Source organism: Kitasatospora sp. MAP12-44 (genome assembly GCF_029892095.1).
Taxonomy (GTDB): Bacteria; Actinomycetota; Actinomycetes; order Streptomycetales; family Streptomycetaceae; genus Kitasatospora.
The window spans coordinates 3,584,922-3,605,595 of the sequence record NZ_JARZAE010000004.1; the positions used below are offsets into that span (position 1 = coordinate 3,584,922).

The following is a 20,674-nucleotide window of genomic DNA, read 5'->3' on the forward strand; positions in this document are numbered from 1 at the left end:
GGCCAGGCCGGAGCCGGGGAGGTTCACTGGGAGATCGCCACCTTGATGATGCCGGTCAGGGCGAGCTGGACGAGCGCGAGCGGGACGAGGACGGTCCAGGCGAACTTCATCAACTGGTCCTCGCGCAGGCGCGGGTAGGTGACCCGCAGCCAGATCACCACGAAGGCGAGCGCGAAGGTCTTGAGGATCGTCCAGAGCCAGCCGAGGCTGTCGGACAGCGGACCGTGCCACCCGCCGAGGAACAGCACGGTGGTCAGCGCGCTGACCACCAGGATGCCCGCGTACTCGGAGAGCAGGAAGAACGCGAAGCGCAGGCCGGTGTACTCGGTGTACGCGCCGAAGATGATCTCGGAGTCGGCGACCGGCATGTCGAACGGCGGGCGCTGCAGCTCGGCCAGGCCGGCCGTGAAGAAGACGAACGCGCCGATCGCCTGCCACGGCAGCCACCACCAGTGGAAGGCGTGGACGATCCCGGGCAGCGAGAGCGTGCCGGCCGCCATCGCCACGGAGGCGGCGGCGAGCACCATCGGCAGCTCGTACGACATCAGCTGGGCCGCCGCGCGCAGGCCGCCGAGCAGCGAGTACTTGTTGGCGGAGGACCAGCCCGCCATCAGCTTGCCGATCACCCCGATGCCCATCACGGCGAGCACGAAGAAGATCCCGGCATCCACCGACTGCCCGACGAAGCCGTCGGGGCCCACCGGGATCACCAGCAACACGATCAGGTACGGCAGCAGCGAGACGGCCGGTGCCAGCTGGAAGATCCGCCGGTCGGCCCCGGCCGGGACGATGTCCTCCTTCTGCGCGAACTTCACGCCGTCGGCGACGAGCTGCGCCCAGCCGTGGAACCCGCCCGCGTACATCGGGCCGAGCCGGCCCTGCATATGGGCCATCACCTTGTGCTCGGTCTGACCGATGATCAGCGGGAAGGTGAGGAAGACGACCAGGACGGCGACGCAGCGCAGCAGTGTGTCGAGCAGGTTCACGCGCTGTCTCCGTCCTGCGAGCTGGTGTCGGACGTCGGCTCGGCCGACTTCTGGGGCTCAGCTTCGGGCTGCGGCGATGGCGCCGGCGCCGGCTCGCGCGCGGGCACCGGCGAGTGCCACGGCGCGTCCGAGACCGGAGCCTCGGTGGGAGCCGCCTGGCTGGTCGAACCCTCCGCGATGCTGCGGGTACGCCGCGGCCGGTCCGCCCGCACCGCGGGCGCACCCTCCGCACCGGCTCCCGCGCGCGGAGCCCGCGCACCGCGCGCGGGCCGCTCCGCGACCGGCGGCAGCGTCCCCTTCAAGGGGCCCCACTCGTTCGGGTCCGGCACCCCGGCCGGCTGCATCTTGCGCCGCGCCGGACCGTCCCCCTCGCTCTCGCCCGGTTCCTTCGCGCCCGGCCAGGCCTTGGCGACCCGGGCCGCGAGCACGAACTCCTTGCGCAGCGGGTGGCCCTCGAAGCCGTCCGGCAGCAGCAGCGTCACCAGGTGCGGGTGGCCCTCGAAGCCGATCCCGAACATCTCGTGCGTCTCCCGCTCGTGCCACCCGGCCCCGGCGTACACGCCCGCGGCCGTCGGCAGCGACGCGCCCTCACGCGGTACCCGGGTGCGCAGCAGCAGGTGCCGCACGGCGGAGCCGTCCCCGGCGGCCGCCAGGTGCACCGCGACCGAGAAGCCCTCGCCGAGCTCGTCCACCGCGCTCAGCCAGTCGAAGTAGCCAAGACCGAGGGTGTCCCGGGCAGCGGTCAGCGCCTCGATCCAGTGCTCGGCCGGCACGTCGACCGTCACCAGCTCGTACGCCTGCGCGACCGTCGCCCACGGCCCGATCGCGGCCGCGGTCTGCTCGACATCGCCCCATGCGCCGCTCACTGCGCACCCCCCGGCCCCGGCACCAGCGGTCGCCGCAGGGCGCCGGCCGACGGGCCCGTGTAGCGCTCCGCCAGCGACTCGGCCGCGATCTTCTCCTGCAGCTTGAGGATCCCCTGCATCAGCGCCTCCGGCCGCGGCGGGCAGCCGGGCACGTAGACGTCCACCGGGATGATCTGGTCGACGCCCTTGGTCACCGAGTACGAGTCCCAGTACGGTCCGCCCGAGTTGGAGCAGGCACCGAAGGAGATGACGTACTTCGGCTCCGGCATCTGCTCGTAGAGCCGCTTCACGGCGGGCGCCATCTTGTCCGTCACCGTGCCCGAGACGATCATCAGATCAGCCTGACGCGGGCCGGGCGCGAACGGGATCACACCCATCCGGATGAAGTCGTGTTTGGCCATCGAGGCCGCGATGAACTCGATCGCGCAGCAGGCCAGCCCGAAGTTGAAGCACCAGAGGCTGTAGCGGCGACCCCAGTTGAGCACCACCTTGACCGGGTCCGGCGCGAGCCGGGCCAACGGTCCGAGCCGACGCTCGGCGAGCTCGCCGGCCCCCGGCCGCGAGGCGTCGGGCATGCCGAGCGGGACCGGCCCGTCCGAAGAACCGTGCGCGTGCGAGTGGGAGTGCGTCACGTCCATTCCAGAACGCCCTTCTTCCAGGCGTAGAGCAGCCCGACCGCGAGGAAGCCCAGGAAGATGAACATCTCGACCAGGGTGCCCATGCCGTATCCCGCGCTGGCGAACACCGTCGCCCACGGGAACAGGTAGATCGCGTCGACCGCGAAGATCACGTAGAGGAAGGCATAGACGTAGTAGCGGACCTGGGTGTGCGCCCACCCCTCGCCGACCGGGTCCACGCCGCACTCGTAGGTCAGCAGCTTCTCCGGCGACCAGATCGCCGGGCGCAGCAGCCGGTTCGCCGTGAAGCTCACCATGACGAAGAGCACGCCGACCACAGCGAGCAGGCCAACCGCCGCATATGCGTCGAAATAGCCACTCCCCGCCGCAGGATCGGCCGCGACGGCAGCGGCCAAGGGCCCCTCCATGCGTTCGCCTCCAGATCCGCCGTGCCGTGCTTCCGGGGCCTGCTGGGGCCCGGATCACCGCACGTCTTTACACTTCCATAACCTCGCTCAGCCGTGAGTCTAAGTCCCCGGCCCGATCACACCCACACCCTGCCCGGCCCGTAAGACGCCTCGTGGACACCGCTGCCCTCCCCAGCATGCCGTTACGCGTGTGCGAGGTGGGGTTATCCCCCGAGGAAAAGGGGCCCCAGCCCCCGTGCGACCGGCCCCCTGACCGCGCCAAGCTGATACCCCAGCACCACCACCCCGCCCGCCCCACCCCCCAGGACGGACCGCCGACCATGAAGCCCCAGCGCGACCAGCCCGGCAAGCAGCAGCGCGAACGCGGACCGCTGTACGGCGCGCAGCTGTGGCGCGAGGTGCAGCACCTGCTGCTCAACCTGCCGATCGGCATCGCCTCCTTCGTCTTCACGGCGGTGACGTTGAGCGTGGGCGCGGGCCTCTCGGTGACGGTGGTCGGGCTGCCGCTGGCCGCCGGCGCGCTGGCCTGCTCCCGCCGACTGGGAGCGTTCGCCCGGTTCCGGGCCCGCCGAGCGCTGGGCGCAGTGGTGGAGGAGCCCGCGCCGCTGAAGCCGGCCAAGCCCGGGCCCGCGGCCTGGGTGCTCGCCTCGCTGACCGACGGGGTGAGCTGGCGCTCGGTGCTCTTCACGCTGCTGATGATGCCGTGGGGGGTCGTCAGCTTCACCGTGACGCTGGTCTGCCTGGTCGTCGGCTGGCCGGTGCTCCCGTGGGTGGCCCGCTACCTGGCCGCCTTCGACCGCATGATGGTCGAGCTGCTGCTCGGCCCGAGCGAGCTCACCGAGCGGGTGCGCGAGCTGGAGGAGGACCGCGGCGCGGTGGTCGACACCGCCGCCGCCGACCTGCGCCGGATCGAGCGCGACCTGCATGACGGCGCGCAGGCCCGGCTGGTTGCGCTCGCCATGGATCTCGGCCTGGCCAAGGAGAAGCTGCTGGACACCGAGCTGACGGCCGAGCAGCAGGCCGCCGCCAGGATGGTCGACTCCGCGCACGGCGAGGTCAAGCTCGCCCTGCAGGAGCTGCGCGACCTCGCCCGCGGCATCCACCCCGCGGTGCTGACGGACCGCGGACTGAGCGCGGCGCTCTCCGCCGTGGCCGCGCGCTGCACCGTGCCGGGCGGCGTGCGGGTCCAGGTGGACCTGACCGGCCCCGACGGCCTGGTCGAGCGCCCGGACTCCGCCGTCGAGGGCATCGCCTACTTCACTGTCAGCGAGCTGCTCACCAACACCTCGAAGCACGCGGGCGCGCGCAGCGCCACCGTGGACGCCTGGCGCTCCGCCGACCGGCTGATGCTCCAGGTCGCGGACGACGGGCGCGGCGGTGCGGTGGCGCCGGACGGCGGCTTCCGGCCGGGTGGCGGGCTCGCCGGCCTGGCCGAGCGGTGCCGCGCGGTGGACGGGGTCTTCCTGGTCGAGAGCCCCGAGGGCGGCCCGACCACGGTCACCGTCGAACTGCCCTGGCGCACCCGTGCCGCCCGCCCGTAGCACGTGCCGGCAGCAGGAGGTCCGGCGGCGGTGACCCTTGCGCGGTGCACCGCCGCCGGACCGGCGGGAGGGGACGTCAGGAGGTGGCGCTGAGCGTTCCCAGCGTGACGTCGGCGGTCTTGGTCTGCCCGCCGCGCAGGTAGGTGACGGTGACCTTGCTGTCCGGGCTGAGCGAGGCCAGCGCCGTGGTCAGCGAGCTCAGCGAGGTGACCGGGGTGGTGCCGATCTGGGTGATCACGTCACCGGCCTGCAGCCCGGCCGAGGCCGCCGGTCCGCCCGCCGTGACTCCGACCACCACCGCACCGGCCGGTGTGAAGTCGCTGCCGTAGTAGGTCCGCGCGGTGATGCCGAGCGCCGCCCGGCCCGAGTTGGTGACCTTGCCGGTCTTGATCAGCTGGTCGGCGATGTTGGTGATGGTGGCGCTGGGGATCGCGAAGCCGATCCCGGGGGCGGCGCCGCCGTTGGCCTCCTGGTCGACGGCGGCCAGCGTGTTGATGCCGATCACCTGGCTGGAGAGGTTCACCAGGGCGCCGCCGCTGTTGCCGGGGTTGATCGCCGCCGAGGTCTGCACCATGTTGCCGATGGTCGCGCCGGGCGAGCCACCGCCGCTGGGCTCGGAGACGGTCCGGGCGATGGCCGAGACGATGCCCTCCGTCACGCTGCTGGACAGGCCCAGCGGGCTGCCCATCGCCAGGGTGATCTGGCCGACCTCGACCTTGGCGCTGTTGCCGAAGGTCGCGGGACGCAGGCCGTTGGGCGGGCTGCTCAGCTTGATCACCGCGAGGTCGTCGTCCGGGTAGCTGCCGACCAGGGTGGCCGGCAGCGTCGTGGTGCTGTTGGCGAGGGTGACGTCGAAGCTGGTCGCCGTGCCGACCACATGCGCGTTGGTGACGATGTCGCCCTTGTCGTCGTAGACGATCCCCGAGCCGAGACCGGCGGCGGTGGTGATCTGCACCACCGACGGCAGCACGTTGGCGATCACCTGCTGGTACTCGTTCTGCAGCTGGTCGCTGGTGGTCGGCGCCGGCGCGCCGGACGGGGACGGGGACGAGGAGGACGAGGCGGCGGTGGACGAGGTGGACGGCGCACTGCTGCTGCAACCGCCGACCGCCAGCACGGCGGCCAGCACCGCCGCACCGGACAGCGCGGGGAGCGCCTTCGGCCCGGTGGGGCGCGGGCCGGCCGGGATCGGACGGTTGTGGTCCTTGGTGGGATGCACCTGAGCTGCCTCCGGTTCCAAACGCATGGGACGGCCCCGGGCGCCGCGGCCGAGGGCGCCCGGGGCGCGCCAAAGCCGGGCACTGGGCCGACTTTTGTCAGCATTTCACCGTTATGTCCTTTTCTCGGTCAGCGGCGCGCCGTGCCGCGCGGCAGCCCGCGGCGATCCGCCTCTACGATCCCCGCATGACATGGCTGATCGTCGGCGGCGCCGGTTACATCGGTGGGCACGTGGTGCGGCAGTTGCTCGAGGACGGGCAGCGGGTCGCCGTTCTGGACGACCTCAGCAGCGGCGACGCCGCCCGGCTGCCCGAGACCGTCCCGCTGGTGGAGGGGTCGAGTCTGGACCGCGCGGCGCTCGACAAGGTGATCCGCGAGCACCGGATCACCGGCGTGCTGCACCTCGCGGCGCGCAAAGCGGTCGGCGAGTCGGTCGAGCGGCCGCTGCACTACTACCGGGAGAACGTCACCGGTCTGCAGACCGTCCTGGAGGCCTGCGTCGAGGGCGGCGTCAGGCGCTTCCTGTTCTCCTCCTCCGCCGCCGTCTACGGCATGCCGGACGTCGACCTGGTCACCGAGTCCACCCCGTGCCTGCCGATGAACCCGTACGGCGAGACCAAGCTCGCCGGCGAGTGGCTGGTCGCCGCCGCGGGCCGGGCGTACGGGATGTCGACCGCCGCGCTGCGCTACTTCAACGTCGCGGGCGCCGCCTCCCCCGCCCTCGCCGACACCGGGACCTCCAACCTGGTCCCGATGGTCTTCGAGCGGCTGGCGGCCGGCCGCGCCCCGCTGATCTTCGGCGCCGACTACCCCACCCCGGACGGCACCTGCGTACGCGACTTCATCCACGTCTCGGACATCGCCTCCGCGCACGTCGCCGCGGTCCGCCGGCTCGGCGAGGACCCGGTCGGGCGGACCTCACTGGTGCTCAACATCGGCCGCGGCGAGGGCGTCTCGGTCAGGGAGATGCTCGACGTCGTGGGCCGGGTCACCGGCTACGACGCGACCGGCGAGCTCGCCCCGCGCCGGGCCGGCGACCCCGCCCGGGTGGTCGCCTCGGCCGAGCTGATCGCCGCCGAGCTGGGCTGGCACGCCCGCCACGGCCTGCGCGAGATGGTGGCCTCGGCGTGGGAGGGCTGGTGCGCCCGCCACCCCGAGGCCCGTCGGGCCTGAGCGGCTACCGCTGGTCCGGTACGGCGGTGCCGTAGCGGGCGTCCAGCGCGTAGACGCAGCGGTCCTTGCTGCTCACGAAGACCCGCCCGCCGACCGCCACCGGGGAGCCGGTCAGCTCGCCCTTGGTGCCCAGCTCCCAGCGCAGCCGGCCGCTGGCCAGCTCCACCGTGTGCAGGGAGTGGTCGCGACTGCCCAGGTGCACCAGGCCGTCGGCGACCGCGGGCGCGCCGACCACCTCGCCGCGGGCCGCGTAGCGCCACAGCTCGCGTCCGCTGGCCGTCTCGAAGGCGTACAGCGTCTCGCCGCTGGCGATCAGCGCGGTGCCGTCCGCCACGACCACGGGTTCGGCGCCCTGCCGGCTCGCGGTGCGGCCCTGCCAGCGGACCCGGCCCGAGGCACCGTCCAGCGCGTACAGGGTGCCCAGGTAGTCGGCGACGTAGACGGCGGGCGCGGGCGACTCGTCCAGCGTCGGCGGGGTGAAGAGCACCACCGGCGCCTCGAACCGCCAGCGCTCGGCGCCGGTCGCCGCATCCAGCGCGTAGACCCTGGTCCCGGCGGTCACATAGAGCATCCCGGCCCGAGCGACCGGCCGGGACGGGACGTCCTCGCCGACCGGCACCGTCCAGCGCAGCCGCCCGCTGCGCGGGTCGACGCAGCGCAGTCGGCCGGCGCCGTAGTAGTAGACCGCGCCGGCCACCAGGGCCGGACCGGACTGCGGGTTCTCGTAGTCCTGCTGGGCGTCGTCGGCGCGCCACAGCTCCGCGCCGTTGGCGCTGGAGCGCACCTGCACGCCCCCGCCTCGCAGGCCGCAGCAGAGCACACCGTCGGCAGCGTCCAGCGAGTAGACCCAGCCGTCCAGCGAGGTCCGCCAGCGCTCGGTGCCGTCCGCGACGTCGACCGTGTAGAGGTGCGGGCCGTCGGCGGCGTGCAGCCGCCCGGCATCGACGGCGACCGCCCAGGCCACGTCCCGGGTCTTGTAGCGGCGCCGGCCCGAGCCGATGTCGAGGGCGTGCACCTCGAAGCTGGAGATGAAGAGGGTGCCGTCGGCCACCAGCGGGGTGCCCCAGACGTCGTTGGACATCCGGAACCGCCAGGGCCGCCAGCGGGCCTGCGGCGCCTCGACGACCGGCAGCGGCGCGGACGGGGTGCCGCCCCGGCGGACCCAGTCGGTCTCGGCGGGCGCCGGTCCCGGCGGCCGGGCCGGCTCGACGCCATGCGCCTGCGGGCCGGGCCCTATCCGCACCGAGGCCCCGCCGGAGAGCTGGATCTCCTCGGCGGCCGGGCCGCCGCGGTGCCTGCGGGCCGCGCCCAGCTTGGCGGTGGCCGCCTCGCCCTCCGCCACCCCGCGGGGCGGCTGAGGCCGGTGCGGACGGCCGAGCGGGCCGTGCTCGCCGGTGCGCGGGTCGACCGCCTCCGGCCGGCGCTGCCCGTTCGGCGCACCCCAGCGGGCGTCCGGCGCGGGCGGTACCGGGTTCGCCGCCACCGGGTTCGCCGAGAGGTACGGCTCGGGGACGACCGCCGAGGCGACCGGCAGCGGACCGCCGGACAGCGGACCGACCGGCGCGGGAACGGCCGGCGGCACGGTCGGCGCGGGCGGCACCCGGACGGGCGCCGGGGGCGCGGGCGGCTGGCGGCGGCCGCGCTTGCGCTGCTCGATCAGGCCCAGCGCGTTGGGCGGCAGCCACTCCCCGACCTCCTCGCCCGCGTCGTCCCGGGAGAAGAGATGCGGCGCCAGCTCCGCCTGGATCTGCGCGGGCGTCGGCCGGTGCTCGGCGGCCGGCCGCATGCAGGCGCGCACCAGGTCCACCAGCTCGACCGGCAGCCCGGACAGGTCGGGCTGCTCGCGCAGCAGCTTGAACACCGTCTCCACCGGGTTGCCGCCGCGGTAGGGCGGGTGGCCGGTGGCGCAGAAGACCAGCAGCGAGCCGAGCGAGAAGACGTCGCTGGCGCCCGTGACACTGCGGCTGTCCTTGGCCTGCTCGGGCGACATATAGGCGGGCGTGCCGACCGCGACATTGGTCATCGTCAGCCGGGAGCTGGAGACCCCGGCTGCGATGCCGAAGTCGATCACCCGCGGGCCGTCCTCGACCACCAGCACATTGGACGGTTTCAGGTCACGGTGCACCAGGCCGACCGCGTGGATGGACTGCAGGGCCTCGGCGATCCCGGCCACCAGCCAGCGCACGGCATCCACGGGCAGCGGCCCGCACTCGCCGATCAGCTCCTCCAGCGAGGGCGCGGGCACATACGCGGTGGCCAGCCACGGCACCCTGGCATCCGCGTCGGCCTCCACCACGGCCGCGGTGTAGAAACCGCCGACCGTCTTGGCGGCCGCGATCTCGCGGGCGAAGCGGACCCGGAACAGCTCGTCCTCGGCCAGCTCGCCGCGCACCGTCTTGATCGCCACCCGGCGGCCGGACGCGGAGCGCGCCAGATACACCAGCCCCATCCCACCGGCGCCCAGACGTCCGAGCACCTCGAAGGGCCCGATCCGCCTCGGATCCTGCGCCGTCAGCTGGTCCACTCCGCTGCCACCTCCCCGTCAGCACGCCACCCGATCGGGCGCCGAGGTTGATTCTCCAATGCGCCCGGCGTCTGAGCCAATCTCCCCCTGCCCGGGCCCGTCCCCGTGTCGCGTCCCGATGGCCGGTTCCCGCTGTCATCGCGTCGGATCCGCCCCGGATGATGCGATCTGACGCACCTTCCGGCGTTCACCGCATTCACGCACGGGACTACACAGAGCTACCCGACTGTCCTTCAGCGCACTGGCCGTCACTCTGTGCCGCCATCAGCACACGGGGGGGCTTCGAATATCTCTATCGCCCCCCTGATTACCTCCCCCAAGTGGACTAATAGTCGCATCACCGAATCGCGCCATGATCGGTGCGCGGTAAGCTGACGGCATGACAGGACAAGTTCGCACCGTCGACGGTCGCGTCGCCGGGCGACGCGGACAGGAGACGCGGCAGAAGCTGCTCGACTGCCTCCGCGAGATGCTCAGCACGTCGCCGTACCGGGACGTCAAGGTCATCGACGTCGCCCGTATGGCGGGAACCTCCCCCGCGACCTTCTATCAGTACTTCCCAGATGTCGAGGGCGCCGTCCTTGAGATCGCAGAGGAAATGGCCAAGGACAGCGTCGAGCTCAAAGAGCTCGTCGACGGAAAGTCCTGGGCAGGAAAGTCCGGCACCACCACCTCGGAAGAACTGGTGGACGGATTCCTTGCCTTCTGGCGCAAGAACGACGCCATTCTGCGTGTGGTCACCCTCGGTGCCGCGGAAGGGGACAAGCGGTTCTTCAAGATCCGCATGACCGTCCTCAACTCGGTGGCGAAGCCGCTCGCGGATGCCGTCAAGGATCTCCAGGCCAAGGGCCAGGCGGACAAGGCACAGGATGCCGCCGCCGTCGCCGGCTCGCTGATCTCGCTGCTGGCCTCGGCAGCCGAGCACCAGAAGGCCTTCACCTCGTGGGGGGTCAAGATCAAGGACCTCAAGCCCACGCTCGCTCCCCTGGTGTACCTGGGTGTCACCGGCAAGAAGGCACCCAAGTAGACCAGTCCTACAACCCTGCAATACCTGTGCTTGCGCGTGGCCCCGGTCTCCTGTCCGGTGGAACTCGGGCGGCGGCCGTGTCCTCGGGGGAGGTTCGCCGACGTACCGCAGCGCGCCGGCCGGACATGCGTGTGGGCGGGACCCCGACCTCGGGTCCCGCCCACACGCATGTCCGCCTCAGGGGCAGCGCACGACCTGCCCGGCGTACGCGAGACCGCCGCCGAAGCCGAAGAGCAGCACCGGGTCGCCGGTGGTCAGCTCGCCGCGCTCGACCAGCTTGCTGAGCGCCAGCGGAATCGAGGCGGCGGAGGTGTTACCCGAGTCGACCACGTCGCGGGCGATCACCGCGTTCGGCGCGCCGAGCTTGTTGGCGATCGCGTCGATGATCCGCAGATTCGCCTGGTGCGCGACGAAGCCCTTGAGCTCGCTCGGGTCGATGCCGGCCTTCTCGCAGGTCTGCCGGGCCAGCGGGGCGATCTGCGTGGTGGCCCAGCGGAACACCGACTGGCCCTGCTGGCTGATCACCGGCTTCCACCCGGTGATGGTCACCGCGTCGTTCTTCTCCGGCTCGGAACCCCAGACCACCGGGCCGATGCCCGGCTCCGCGTCGTCCTCCTGGGCCTCCACGACGGCCGCGCCGGCGCCGTCGGCGAAGATCACGGCGGTGGTCCGGTCGCTCCAGTCCAGGGTGTCGGACATCCGCTCGGCGCCGATCACCAGCGCGCGGCGGGCCGCGCCGGCCCGGATCGCGTGGTCGGCGGTGGCCAGCGCGTAGGAGAAGCCCGAGCAGACGGTGTTGATGTCGTACGCGGCGGGCGCGGGGATGCCGAGGCGCGCCGCCACGGCGCAGGCCGTGTTGGGGCTGCGCTCGACGGCGGTGCAGGTCGCGACGACCACCAGGTCGATCTCGTCGGCACGCCGACCGCTGGCGGCGAGTGCCTTCTGTGCGGCCTCGGTGGCGAGGTCGACGAGGGTCTCGTCCACCGCGATGTGCCGCTGCCGGATGCCCACTCGGCTGCGGATCCACTCGTCGTCCGTGTCGACCACCTGGGCCAGGTCGTCGTTGGTGAGGACCTTGGGCGGCTGGTAGTGGCCGAGCGCCACGATGCGGGAACCGGTCATGCTGCCACTCAACCCGTTAGCAGTCCGCAAGATGCTCACGGCCTGTGACAGGATACCGAGCCGGATGCTGTAGGGGCTCGACAAGAGCCCTTGTCCTGCAACGGGTCAGGCTCGGTCATCAACAGGTCAAGCCGCCAGTGAGGTGGCGTCACCCATGGCTATCACGGGGTGGGCGGCCGGGTCGAGGGTCTTCAGCAGCTCGATCATGGTGCCCTCGGACAGCGAGACGCAAGCATGCGTCGGACCGCCGTGGTCGACATGCAGCCATATCCCGCCACCTTTGCTCGCACCCAGCGGCTCGCGGGGGTCCAGCGGGGAGTCCCCGGTCACCCGGTTGTAGTCGATGGCGACCACGTAGTCGAAGGCGCCGGCCAGCGGCTCGCCGCTGAAGCCGTTGCCGGTCGCCACGAAGCCGTTGTCCTGGTGGTACGGGAGGCGGCTGCCCGGGTCGGCCTTGAGGCCGCCGGCGTCGCTGAGTGTGAAGACGCCGATCGGGCTGCGCAGGTCGCCGTCGCTGTGGTCGGCGGTCCAGCCGGAGTAGCCGTTGTGCGCGGCCCAGGTCGTCCCGGCGCGCCAGCGGCCGTCCGGGGTGCGGCTCCACAGGGTCACCGAGGAGGCGGAGGAGTCCTTGCCGGCGCCGGAGGCCAGCACCACCTGGTTGCTGCCGGCCGGGATCATGGCGGCGAACTTCACGCCGAGGCCGGGTATCGAGGCGAAGGTGCCGTCCGCGCGGTCCGAGCGGTCGGCGGTGGGCGCCTGGGTGTGGGTGCTCCCGGCGGTGGGCGCGGGCGCGCTGTCCGGGGTGGACAAGGGCGTGGGCACGGGGGTGTCGGGCGCGCTCTGCGCCAGCGCGGCGTCCGTACTGGAGGCGCTGAGCACCCCGCCGGGGCCGAAGCTGAACCAGCCCACCGCGGCCGCTATGAGCAGCACCGCCGTCCCCAGAGTGGCCCGCCCGCGCCGCCTGCGTGCCCTGCGGCGCTGCCCCCGGCTCTGCTGCCGGGGGCCCGCTCCGGCGCCGCCTGGCGGTCCCGCGGCGGCGGGACCGGCACTGCGGCGGCGCTGTACAGAAGCACGATGGGATCCGGACATGCGGTCGATCCTCGCAAATCGCGCCGCAGTTGGGAAACCCGAGCCGTCATAAATCCTCGTGAAGAGGCTCCGCTTCAGAGCCGCATGGCCTGCGGGGTCTCGCGACGGCCGAGGTCAGGACCGTCGTACTCGCGGATGATCTCGTAGCGGGTGTTGCGCTCGGCGGGGCGGAAGCCGGCGTCGCGGATCAGGTCGAGCAGGTCGTCGCGGCTCAGCTTGTTGGGGGTGCCGAAGTTGTCCGCGTCGTGCGTGATCTTGTACTCGACGACCGAACCGTCCATGTCGTCCGCGCCGTGGCTGAGCGCCAACTGCGAGGTGGTGACGCCGTGCATCACCCAGAAGACCTTGACGTGCGGCACGTTGTCGAAGAGCAGCCGGGAGACCGCGAAGGTCTTCAGCGCCTCGGCACCGGTGGCCATCTCGGTACGGGCCATCAGCTTGTTGCGGACCACGCCGTCCTTGGAGTCGTGGAAGTCGTGCTGGTAGCGCAGCGGGATGAAGACCTGGAAGCCGCCGGTCTCGTCCTGCAGTTCACGCAGCCGCAGCACGTGGTCGACCCGGTGGCGGGGCTCCTCGATGTGGCCGTAGAGCATCGTCGAAGGGGTCTTGAGGCCCTTGCTGTGAGCCAGCCGGTGGATCCGCGACCAGTCCTCCCAGTGGGTCTCGTGGTCGACGATGTGCTGGCGGACCTCCCAGTCGAAGATCTCCGCGCCGCCGCCGGTCAGCGACTCCAGGCCGGCGTCGATCAGTTCGTCCAGGATCTCGCTCGCCGACAGGCCGCTGATCTTCTCGAACCAGTGGATCTCGGTGGCGGTGAAGGCCTTCAGCGAGACGTTCGGCAGCGCGGCCTTCAGCTCGCGCAGCGAGCGCGGGTAGTAGCGCCACGGGAGGGTCGGGTGCAGGCCGTTGACGATGTGCAGCTCGGTGAGCGAGTCCACCTCCATCGCCTTCGCCAGCCGCACGGCCTCCTCGATCCGCATGGTGTACGCGTCCTTCTCGCCCGGCTTGCGCTGGAACGAGCAGTACGCGCAGGAGGCCGCGCAGACGTTGGTCATGTTGAGGTGGCGGTTGATGTTGAAGTGGACGACGTCGCCGTTCTTCACCGTCCGTACGTGGTGCGCCAGCCCGCCCAGCCAGGCCAGGTCGTCGCTCTCGTACAGGGCGATGCCGTCCTCGCGGGTCAGCCGCTCACCCGCGTAGACCTTCGCTTCCAGCTCCCGCTTGAGCCCTGCGTCCATGCGGCGACCCGCCTCCTCTGTCTTCGATTCCTCGGCCGGTGATGGCCGCAACCGAGACTACGCCTAGGCGGTCAGCAACTCCGACAGCAGCTTCGGGTCGAGGTTGCCGCCGCTGACGACGGCCGCGAAGACCCGGCCGCCCAACTCGGCGCCGCGGTGGAGGTAGGCGGCGGTGGTCACCGCGCCGGAGGGCTCGGCCACCAGTCGGCCGCGCCGGGCCAGTACCGCGACCGCGGAGCGGATCTCCTCCTCGCTGACCGTCACCATGTCGTCGACATAGGCCTGCAGGTGCTCGAAGTTGAGCGCGCCGACCGACGGGGTGCGCAGGCCGTCCGCGATGGTGCGGTAGGTGTGGTCGACCGGCCAGGCGATGCGCTCGCCGGCCCGGAAGCTCTCCCCCGCGTCGGCGGCCAGCTCGGGCTCGACGCCGATCACCCGCACGCCGGGGGTGGTCAGCTTGATCGCCGCGGCCGTGCCGCCGATCAGGCCGCCGCCGCTGACCGGCACCAGGACGGTGTCCAGCTCGTCCGGGGCGTCCTCGCCGATCTCCAGGCCCACCGTGCCCTGGCCCGCGATGATGTACGGATCGTCGTACGGCGGCACCCAGACGTACCCGTGGCGCTCCGTCAGCTCGGCGGGCACCAGGTCGCGCTCGGCGGGGGCCACCAGGAGCACCTCGGCGCCGAACGAGCGGGTGTTGGCCACCTTGACCTCGGGCGAGGTGTCCGGCATCACGATGACGGCCTTGATGCCGAGCAGCCGCGCCGCGTAGGCCACCGCCTGCGCGTGGTTGCCGCTGGACTGGGCGACCACGCCGCGAACCCGTTCGGCGGCGGTCAGCGCGGCCAGCCGGTTGTAGGCGCCGCGGATCTTGAAGGCGCCGGTGGGCTGCAGGTTCTCGGGCTTGAGCCAGAGCCGGCGGTTGCCGTCCTCGGCCCACGGACAGGGCATCAGCGGGGTGCGGACGGCCACTCCCGCTATCCGCTGCTGGGCGGCGCGCAGGTCCTCCAGGCTCACCAGGGCCATACCGGTCTCACTCTCCCGCGTCGAGGGGCAGCTCGCTGACCCGGTTCTCCCATTTGGTGGACAGTACGACGGTGGTCCTGGTGCGGGCCACACCCTTGGTGCCCGACAGCCGCTTGACGACCGATTCGAGCCCCTCGACGTCGGAGACCCGGACCTTGAGCATGTACGAGTCGTCGCCCGCGATGAACCAGCAGTCCTCGACCTCGCCGAGGTCCTTCAGCCGGTGCGCGACGTCCTCGTGGTCAGCGGCGTCGGTGAGTTGAAGGCCGATCAGGGCGGTCACGCCGAAGCCGAGCGAGGCCGGGTTGACGGTGGCCCGGTAGCCGGTGATCACCCCGGCCTGCTCCAGGCGGTTGATCCGGTCCGTGACGCTCGGGCCCGACAGGCCCACCAGACGGCCCAGTTCTGCGTAGGAGGCGCGGCCGTTCTCGCGGAGCGCCTGGATGAGCTGTCTGTCCACCGTGTCCATGTACCGTCCGCGTCCTTCCGAACCTTGCCAGACCCAGAGATCATTATCCGGAATCCAAGGGCCGACCCTGGGACCAACCCGGATATCGCAGAGAACATACTCTCCCGGCGCGGGCGTTCCTACGCCCCCTCCGCCCTCGCCGCGCCCAGTTCGCCCTCCCAGCGCCGGTAGAGCCGGTGCTCCACACCGACCGCGTCCAGCACCCGGCCGGCCACGAAGTCCACCAACTCCCGGGCCGTGGAGCCGCCGGCGTAGAAACCGGGCGACGCGGGGAGCACCACCGCGCCGGCCGCGTCGAGCTCCACCAGATGCCGCAGCGTCACCCCGTCGAGCGGGGCCTCGCGGACGCAGACCACCAGCGGGCGGCGCTCCTTGAGGGTGACGGCGGCGGCCCGCTGGAGCAGGTCCTTGCTCAGCCCCAGCGCGATCCCGGCCACCGCGCCGGTGGTCGCCGGGACGACCAGCATGCCCTTGGCGGGGTACGAGCCGCTGGAGGGGCCGGCCGCGAAGTCGCCGGCCGGCCAGTACCGGACGTCGGTGGGCTCGACTTCCAGCCACGCGGCGAGGTCCTGCTGCCAGTGGGCGTCCCGGAAGGCGATGCCGGTCTCGTCCAGGATGGTCAGCCGGGCGGCGCGGCTGACCACCAGGTCCACCGGCTCGCCGGCCGCCAGCAGCGCGCGGATCACCGACGCGGCGTACGGGGTCCCCGACGCCCCGGAGACGCCGACCACCCATGGCCGCCGCACCTCGTTCACTTGCTTGTCCATAGCCGCCTTGCCCATACCCGCACCCTAGGGCCTGCAACGCGGGAGGATGCCCTTGTGACTCCTGAGCAGGCGCCGACCCTGATCGACCTCACCCACCAGGTCACCACCGGCATGCCCGTCTATCCGGGCGATCCCGAGGTCGCCCTGACCCCCGCGATGACCACCGACACGGCCGGGGTGAACGTGCTGAGCGTGCACCTGGGCTCGCAGTCCGGCACCCATGTGGACGCGCCGTACCACGTGGACGTCACCTGGCCGACCCTGGACGGGCTGCCGCTGGAGCTCTTCACCGGCCCCGCCGTCGTCGCCGACCTGCGCGCGCTGCCGGCCCGCACCGCGATCACCCCCGAGCAGCTGACCCCCGCGCTGGCCCGGGTGACGCCCGGCGCCGTGCTGCTGCTGGCCACCGGCTGGCCGCGCTTCTGGGGCACCGAGCGCTACCTCGCCCACCCCTACCTCAGCCCGGGCGCGGCGCGGGCGATCGTCGAGGCGGGCGTGCGGACGGTGGGCGTGGACGCGCTGAGCGTGGACCCCACCCCCGACCCCGGCCCGGCCGACCCGGCGGTGGCCGCGCTCCTGGCCGGCCTCACCGACGAGCACGACGGCGCCCCGCCCGCCGAGGAGCCGGTCCTCACCGCCCACCGCGTCCTGCTGGGAGCCCCGGGCGGCGCGGTGATCGCGGAGAACCTCACCGACCTGACCGCCCTGCTGGAGGCCCAGGCGCGTGACAAACCGCTCTCCGTCAGCCTCTTCCCGCTACGCCTGGCGGCGGCAGACGGCGCCCCGATCCGAGCGGTGGCGAAGATCGGATAAGCGGTAGGCGGCGCGGGGAGATGCCGATACTGTCCGGCGGTGGACAATCTGATCTTCACTTCTTCCCCCGCCGTGGTCCGTCGCTATGCGTTGAGACTGCTGCTCTGCATGGCGCTCACGGACGCACTGGGCATGATGCGCGCCCATCGCTTCGCCATCAGCACCATCGCCTGGAACGCGGTGTTCATGGCCGGCTACCTCGGCTTGGTTCTCGGAACCCGTACCAAAGTCGGCAGCGCGGGCATCCAGGTCCGGCGCGCCGGGGTTCCGGCGGCCCTGCGCCCATGGGCCGAGATCGCCTCGATCCAGGAGGAAACGACGAAGGGCGGCACCTTCCTGCTCCGGGTCGAGCTGGCTGACGGCAAGCGGTTCGCGCTGCCGCGCCCGATGCGCGCTCCCGGGAAGTCCGACCCGACCTATGACGTCCAGCGGGACCAGATCCTCTCCTGCTGGCAGCGAATGCGTACCGATCCGGGCAACGTCACCTGATCGGATCAGCGTTCGGGGCTGCGGCGACGTACCCTCCCTCCCGTGGACACCCTGAACTTCTCCCTCTCGCCGGGCCGCCTCGTACGATTCGTGATCCGGATCGCGCTGCTCTTCGGCGCCCTCACCGCCGTCTCGCTGCTGGTCAACCACAGCGCCGCGATGCGGCTGATCTCGCTCGTGGTGGTGATGGTCGCGCTGTTCGCGGCGGGGGCGGCCGGTGGGCGGACCACGCTCAGCGGCGAGGGCATCCGGATCCACCGGTTCTTCGTGCCGATGAAGCGGCATCCGTGGAGCGAGGTCGCCTCGGTGAGCGAGAAGCAGATGCGCACCACGTCCGTGCTGAAGCTGCAGCTGACCAACGGCAAGGAGTACACCCTGCCGTATCCGGTGAACACGGCCAGCAACCCCGACCCCGACTTCGCCGTGCACCGGGACCAGGTGATCGCGTACTGGCGCGGGCAGGCCAAGAGCGCGAAGGCGTCCAGGGCGGCGCAGGGCAAGAAGCGGTCATAGGTCTAGACCAAGGGTGATACCCCCCGATAGGCTGCCTGCCCATGGCAGAGATCATCGGTGTGGTCGAGCGGCTCTGGCGATACCCCGTGAAATCCACCGCCGGTGAGCGTCTGGCGCAGGTCGGCGTCGACGAACGGGGCCTGGCCGGCGACCGGTTGTACGCGGTGCGGGACGGCCAGGGCAGGTTCGGCTCGGGCAAGAACACCCGGCGCTTTCGCCGGATGGACGGCCTGCTGCGCCTTGGCTCCCGGCTCGGGCACCACCTGGGCGGGCCCGAGCTGCTCGACCCGCTCGGGCGACCGGTGGCCGACCCGACCGCGTTCCTGCGGGCGTACCTGCAGCGCGAGGACGTCGAGTTGGCCCGCGAGGACGAGATCTCGCACTTCGACCAGCTCCCCGTCAGCGTGCTCAGCACCGCCACCCTGGACTGGGTCCGCGAGGCCGTGCCGGGCGCGCTGGTGGACGAGCGGCGCTTTCGCCCCAACATCGTGCTGCGCACCCCGCCCGGGACGCCCCCGTTCGTCGAGGACGCGTGGTTCGGCCGGGAGGCCGAGTTCACCTCCGGCGCCCGGCTGGCGTTCGTCCGCGCCAGCGAGCGCTGCGCGATGACGGGCATGGCGCAGCCCGGGCTCCCGCACGCCCCCGAGATCCTGCGGGTGATCGCCCGGGCCCATGACAACCGCCTGGACGCGCTGGCCACCGTCGCCGCCCCCGGCGCTCTGCGGGTGGGCGACCGGCTGCGGCTCGGCTGACGGGTCGGCTGACGGGTCGGATCAGACCTTGTCGGCCGCGATCATCAGGTAGTGGAAGCTGCCTTCCTTGTAGGCGGTCAGGAACGGCGACTCGACACCGGTGGCCACCTCCGACTGCGCGCGCAGCTCCCAGTACGGGATGGTGGCGGCGGTCAGGTCGACGACGCTGATCGGGACCAGGTTGTTCGCCGACATCGCGGCGAAGTACTCGCTGCGCGGGTGGATGTCGCAGATGTAGTGCGCGTCGATCTGGCTGACGGCGCGGGACGGCTGGCGGCCGTGCACATCGTTGTAGCAACCGGTGATGGTGACGTAGCGGCCGCCCTGCTTCAGCACCCGGGAGTGCTCGGCGAAGAGGGCGTGCAGGTCGACGTACATGGTGCTCTCGTTGTTCCAGATCGCCTGGAACGTGGCGTCCGGGAACCGGTTGTCGAGCATGTTGCGGAAGTTGAACGCCACCTTGTCGGCCACACCGCGCTGCTGGGCCTGCTGGTTGGCGAACTTCACCTGCTCCTCGGAGATGGAGATGCCGTCCACCTGGCAGCCGAACCGCTGGTTGGCCATGAAGCTGGTGCCACCGCGGCCGGACCCGGCGTCGAGTATCCGGTCGCCCGGGCCCAGCGGGCCGAGCTGGTCGAGCAGGAAGTCGGCCTGGGCGGCCTCCAGTCGGTGCATCTCCTTGATCGTCCGCTCCTCGCGGGTGTCCTCGGGGCCTTCGAGGACCGACCAGTCGACATCGCCGATGCCGTAGTGGTGGTGGAAGGTGCCGGAGACCTCGCCGAGGCGGATGTTGACCGGGTCCTTCTCCTTGTTCCAGTACTCCGCCACGGACTTCTGGTACTTGGTGACCAGGACCTCGGAGCCGGTCGCAGCGGGGTTCTCGAGCATCGTCATGTCGGTTTCCTTTACTGGTGGTTGTAGCGGGGGCTGCTGGCGTGCCATTCCCTGTTGCCACCGAGCCACGCCCACAGGGCGCCCAGGTAGCGGGTGAGCACGGGGTCGCCGGTGAGGCCGAGGGCGGCCGCAGAGGCCTCGAAGGAGTGCATGAGCTCGTCGTGGATGTCGGCGGAACGCTGGATCGCCTCGTCGAGGGAGCAGCCGTCCTCCGCCATCAGCACCGAGGGCAGGTTGTACTCGATGCCCTCGGCGCCGGCCTCCTTGTGCACCGAGTAGATGTCGTTGAGCAGCACGGACGCGAGGGCGGCCTGCAGGGTCGCGTGACGCACGTCCGGGCGGCCGTACACGTTGGCGGGCAGTTCGTAGCCGCCGATCGCGTCGACCAGGGTCAGGCACGGCAGGAAGCTGTTCAGCTGGCGGTTGGCCAGGTACTCCCAGACGGCCGGCGGGGTGCCCTCGATCCGCCAGCCCGCCTCGGCGTCCATGCCGAGGAAGAGCCCGGCGATCTCCTGGCGCAGCCGGTTGATCTGCGAACCGCTGGCGTACTCGGCGAGCGCGTCCACCGAGCGCCGCAGCGCGTTCCACACCGGCTGCTCGCGTATCTCGCGCTCGTAGCGCGCGTGGTAGCGAGTGGGCATCCGCATCGGGTCGATCGCCACCTGGGCCAGCATCAACTGCGGTCCCAGGCGCTGCGGGTGGTCGCCGGCGGCGGCCTCGTCGCAGAAGTAGTCGTCGACGGCGAACTCCGCGGCCATGCAGCGGCCGGCGGCCAGCAGTCGGTCCGGGTCGTCGGTGTCCGGGTGGGTCAGCATCAGCAGCCGCCCGTAGTTGGCCTGCCGGAACTTCTCGGTCCGGCCGGCGTAGATGCCCACCTCGCCGGCCCAGCGGGCCAGGCGCTCGTTGACCTCCTCGCCGAGCGCGTGGTCGTCTCGCAGGTGCGGCGGGCAGTACAGCTCGGGGATGCGCCGGCCGGTCGCCGGCCCGGGCGCGGCCGCCGGGGTGCGCGGCCGCAGCAGGGTGGCGGCACGGGCCGCCGACGTGCCGAGGCCGGTCGGGCCCTGCGGGATCGGACGAGCCGCCGGAGCGGCGTCGAGGGCTGCCATCGGGTCCTCCTGGAGC

At 71.9% G+C, this 20,674-nt stretch carries 20 protein-coding genes and 1 pseudogene; 7 read left to right on the forward strand and 14 right to left on the reverse strand.

Translation table 11 applies throughout. The features are described 5' to 3' along the window. Positions 1-23 precede the first annotated feature (23 nt). The 4 genes and pseudogenes from nuoH to P3T34_RS16630 all read right to left on the reverse strand — a co-directional run bounded on the left by nuoH (position 24) and on the right by P3T34_RS16630 (position 2,897). Positions 24-980: an NADH-quinone oxidoreductase subunit NuoH gene (gene nuoH, locus P3T34_RS16615; RefSeq protein WP_280672154.1), complete on the reverse strand. Its 957-nt coding sequence runs from the start codon at positions 978-980 to the stop codon at positions 24-26. A 140-nt stretch (positions 981-1,120) separates the two neighbouring features. After that, positions 1,121-1,810, reverse strand: a pseudogene (locus tag P3T34_RS16620) (NADH-quinone oxidoreductase subunit C); the annotation flags it as partial. 38 nt (positions 1,811-1,848) lie between these two features. Next, positions 1,849-2,427, reverse strand: coding sequence for an NADH-quinone oxidoreductase subunit B family protein (locus tag P3T34_RS16625; protein ID WP_280672156.1), 579 nt, complete (start codon positions 2,425-2,427; stop codon positions 1,849-1,851). Positions 2,428-2,480: 53 nt separating this feature from the next. Then, a complete protein-coding gene (locus tag P3T34_RS16630; protein ID WP_280666806.1) occupies positions 2,481-2,897 on the reverse strand; it encodes an NADH-quinone oxidoreductase subunit A in 417 nt (138 codons plus the stop codon). Between the two features lie 320 nt (positions 2,898-3,217). On the opposite strand from P3T34_RS16630, the gene P3T34_RS16635 reads away from it, so the two are divergent. Next, positions 3,218-4,438 carry a sensor histidine kinase gene (locus tag P3T34_RS16635; RefSeq protein ID WP_280666807.1) on the forward strand — a complete coding sequence of 407 codons (1,221 nt, stop codon included), beginning with the start codon at positions 3,218-3,220 and terminating at the stop codon, positions 4,436-4,438. Between the two features lie 76 nt (positions 4,439-4,514). Here P3T34_RS16635 and P3T34_RS16640 read toward each other — a convergent pair whose 3' ends face one another. Then, positions 4,515-5,657 (reverse strand): trypsin-like peptidase domain-containing protein, encoded by a 1,143-nt coding sequence (locus tag P3T34_RS16640; protein ID WP_280666808.1) that lies wholly within the window; start codon positions 5,655-5,657, stop codon positions 4,515-4,517. Positions 5,658-5,842: 185 nt separating this feature from the next. Between P3T34_RS16640 and galE the strand changes: the two genes are divergently transcribed. Then, positions 5,843-6,829 (forward strand): UDP-glucose 4-epimerase GalE, encoded by a 987-nt coding sequence (gene galE / locus P3T34_RS16645; protein ID WP_280666809.1) that lies wholly within the window; start codon positions 5,843-5,845, stop codon positions 6,827-6,829. 4 nt (positions 6,830-6,833) lie between these two features. On the opposite strand, the gene P3T34_RS16650 is transcribed toward galE, so the two are convergent. Further along, entirely contained in the window at positions 6,834-9,353 is a 2,520-nt protein-coding gene (locus P3T34_RS16650; protein WP_280666810.1) for a serine/threonine-protein kinase, read from the reverse strand. Between the two features lie 379 nt (positions 9,354-9,732). Between P3T34_RS16650 and P3T34_RS16655 the strand changes: the two genes are divergently transcribed. Further along, entirely contained in the window at positions 9,733-10,380 is a 648-nt protein-coding gene (locus P3T34_RS16655) for a TetR family transcriptional regulator (RefSeq protein ID WP_280666811.1), read from the forward strand. A 177-nt stretch (positions 10,381-10,557) separates the two neighbouring features. On the opposite strand, the gene P3T34_RS16660 is transcribed toward P3T34_RS16655, so the two are convergent. The 6 genes from P3T34_RS16660 to P3T34_RS16685 all read right to left on the reverse strand — a co-directional run bounded on the left by P3T34_RS16660 (position 10,558) and on the right by P3T34_RS16685 (position 16,106). Next, entirely contained in the window at positions 10,558-11,502 is a 945-nt protein-coding gene (locus P3T34_RS16660; RefSeq protein WP_280666812.1) for a beta-ketoacyl-ACP synthase III, read from the reverse strand. Positions 11,503-11,628: 126 nt separating this feature from the next. Next, positions 11,629-12,432, reverse strand: a complete 804-nt coding sequence (locus P3T34_RS16665) for a hypothetical protein (protein WP_280666813.1) — start codon at positions 12,430-12,432, stop codon at positions 11,629-11,631. 233 nt (positions 12,433-12,665) lie between these two features. Next, positions 12,666-13,829, reverse strand: coding sequence for an aminofutalosine synthase MqnE (gene mqnE, locus P3T34_RS16670; RefSeq protein ID WP_280666814.1), 1,164 nt, complete (start codon positions 13,827-13,829; stop codon positions 12,666-12,668). A gap of 63 nt (positions 13,830-13,892) precedes the next feature. Beyond that, positions 13,893-14,855 (reverse strand): threonine/serine dehydratase, encoded by a 963-nt coding sequence (locus tag P3T34_RS16675; protein WP_280666815.1) that lies wholly within the window; start codon positions 14,853-14,855, stop codon positions 13,893-13,895. 7 nt (positions 14,856-14,862) lie between these two features. Continuing rightward, positions 14,863-15,324 (reverse strand): Lrp/AsnC family transcriptional regulator, encoded by a 462-nt coding sequence (locus P3T34_RS16680; protein WP_035800738.1) that lies wholly within the window; start codon positions 15,322-15,324, stop codon positions 14,863-14,865. Positions 15,325-15,443: 119 nt separating this feature from the next. Further along, the gene (locus P3T34_RS16685; RefSeq protein ID WP_280666816.1) at positions 15,444-16,106 is read right to left on the reverse strand and encodes a UbiX family flavin prenyltransferase; all 663 of its coding nucleotides are present in this window, start codon (positions 16,104-16,106) and stop codon (positions 15,444-15,446) included. 39 nt (positions 16,107-16,145) lie between these two features. On the opposite strand from P3T34_RS16685, the gene P3T34_RS16690 reads away from it, so the two are divergent. Genes P3T34_RS16690 through P3T34_RS16705 form a run of 4 tightly spaced genes read left to right on the forward strand, consistent with a single transcriptional unit; the run spans position 16,146 to position 18,658 of the window. After that, positions 16,146-16,904 carry a cyclase family protein gene (locus tag P3T34_RS16690; protein WP_280666817.1) on the forward strand — a complete coding sequence of 253 codons (759 nt, stop codon included), beginning with the start codon at positions 16,146-16,148 and terminating at the stop codon, positions 16,902-16,904. A 39-nt stretch (positions 16,905-16,943) separates the two neighbouring features. Further along, positions 16,944-17,393 (forward strand): hypothetical protein, encoded by a 450-nt coding sequence (locus tag P3T34_RS16695; protein WP_280666818.1) that lies wholly within the window; start codon positions 16,944-16,946, stop codon positions 17,391-17,393. 42 nt (positions 17,394-17,435) lie between these two features. Further along, positions 17,436-17,906 carry a hypothetical protein gene (locus P3T34_RS16700; RefSeq protein ID WP_280666819.1) on the forward strand — a complete coding sequence of 157 codons (471 nt, stop codon included), beginning with the start codon at positions 17,436-17,438 and terminating at the stop codon, positions 17,904-17,906. A 41-nt stretch (positions 17,907-17,947) separates the two neighbouring features. After that, entirely contained in the window at positions 17,948-18,658 is a 711-nt protein-coding gene (locus tag P3T34_RS16705) for an MOSC N-terminal beta barrel domain-containing protein (protein WP_280666820.1), read from the forward strand. 21 nt (positions 18,659-18,679) lie between these two features. On the opposite strand, the gene P3T34_RS16710 is transcribed toward P3T34_RS16705, so the two are convergent. Further along, positions 18,680-19,546: a geranyl diphosphate 2-C-methyltransferase gene (locus P3T34_RS16710; protein WP_280672158.1), complete on the reverse strand. Its 867-nt coding sequence runs from the start codon at positions 19,544-19,546 to the stop codon at positions 18,680-18,682. A gap of 17 nt (positions 19,547-19,563) precedes the next feature. Next, positions 19,564-20,658, reverse strand: a complete 1,095-nt coding sequence (locus P3T34_RS16715) for a family 2 encapsulin nanocompartment cargo protein terpene cyclase (protein WP_280666821.1) — start codon at positions 20,656-20,658, stop codon at positions 19,564-19,566. Positions 20,659-20,674 lie beyond the last annotated feature (16 nt).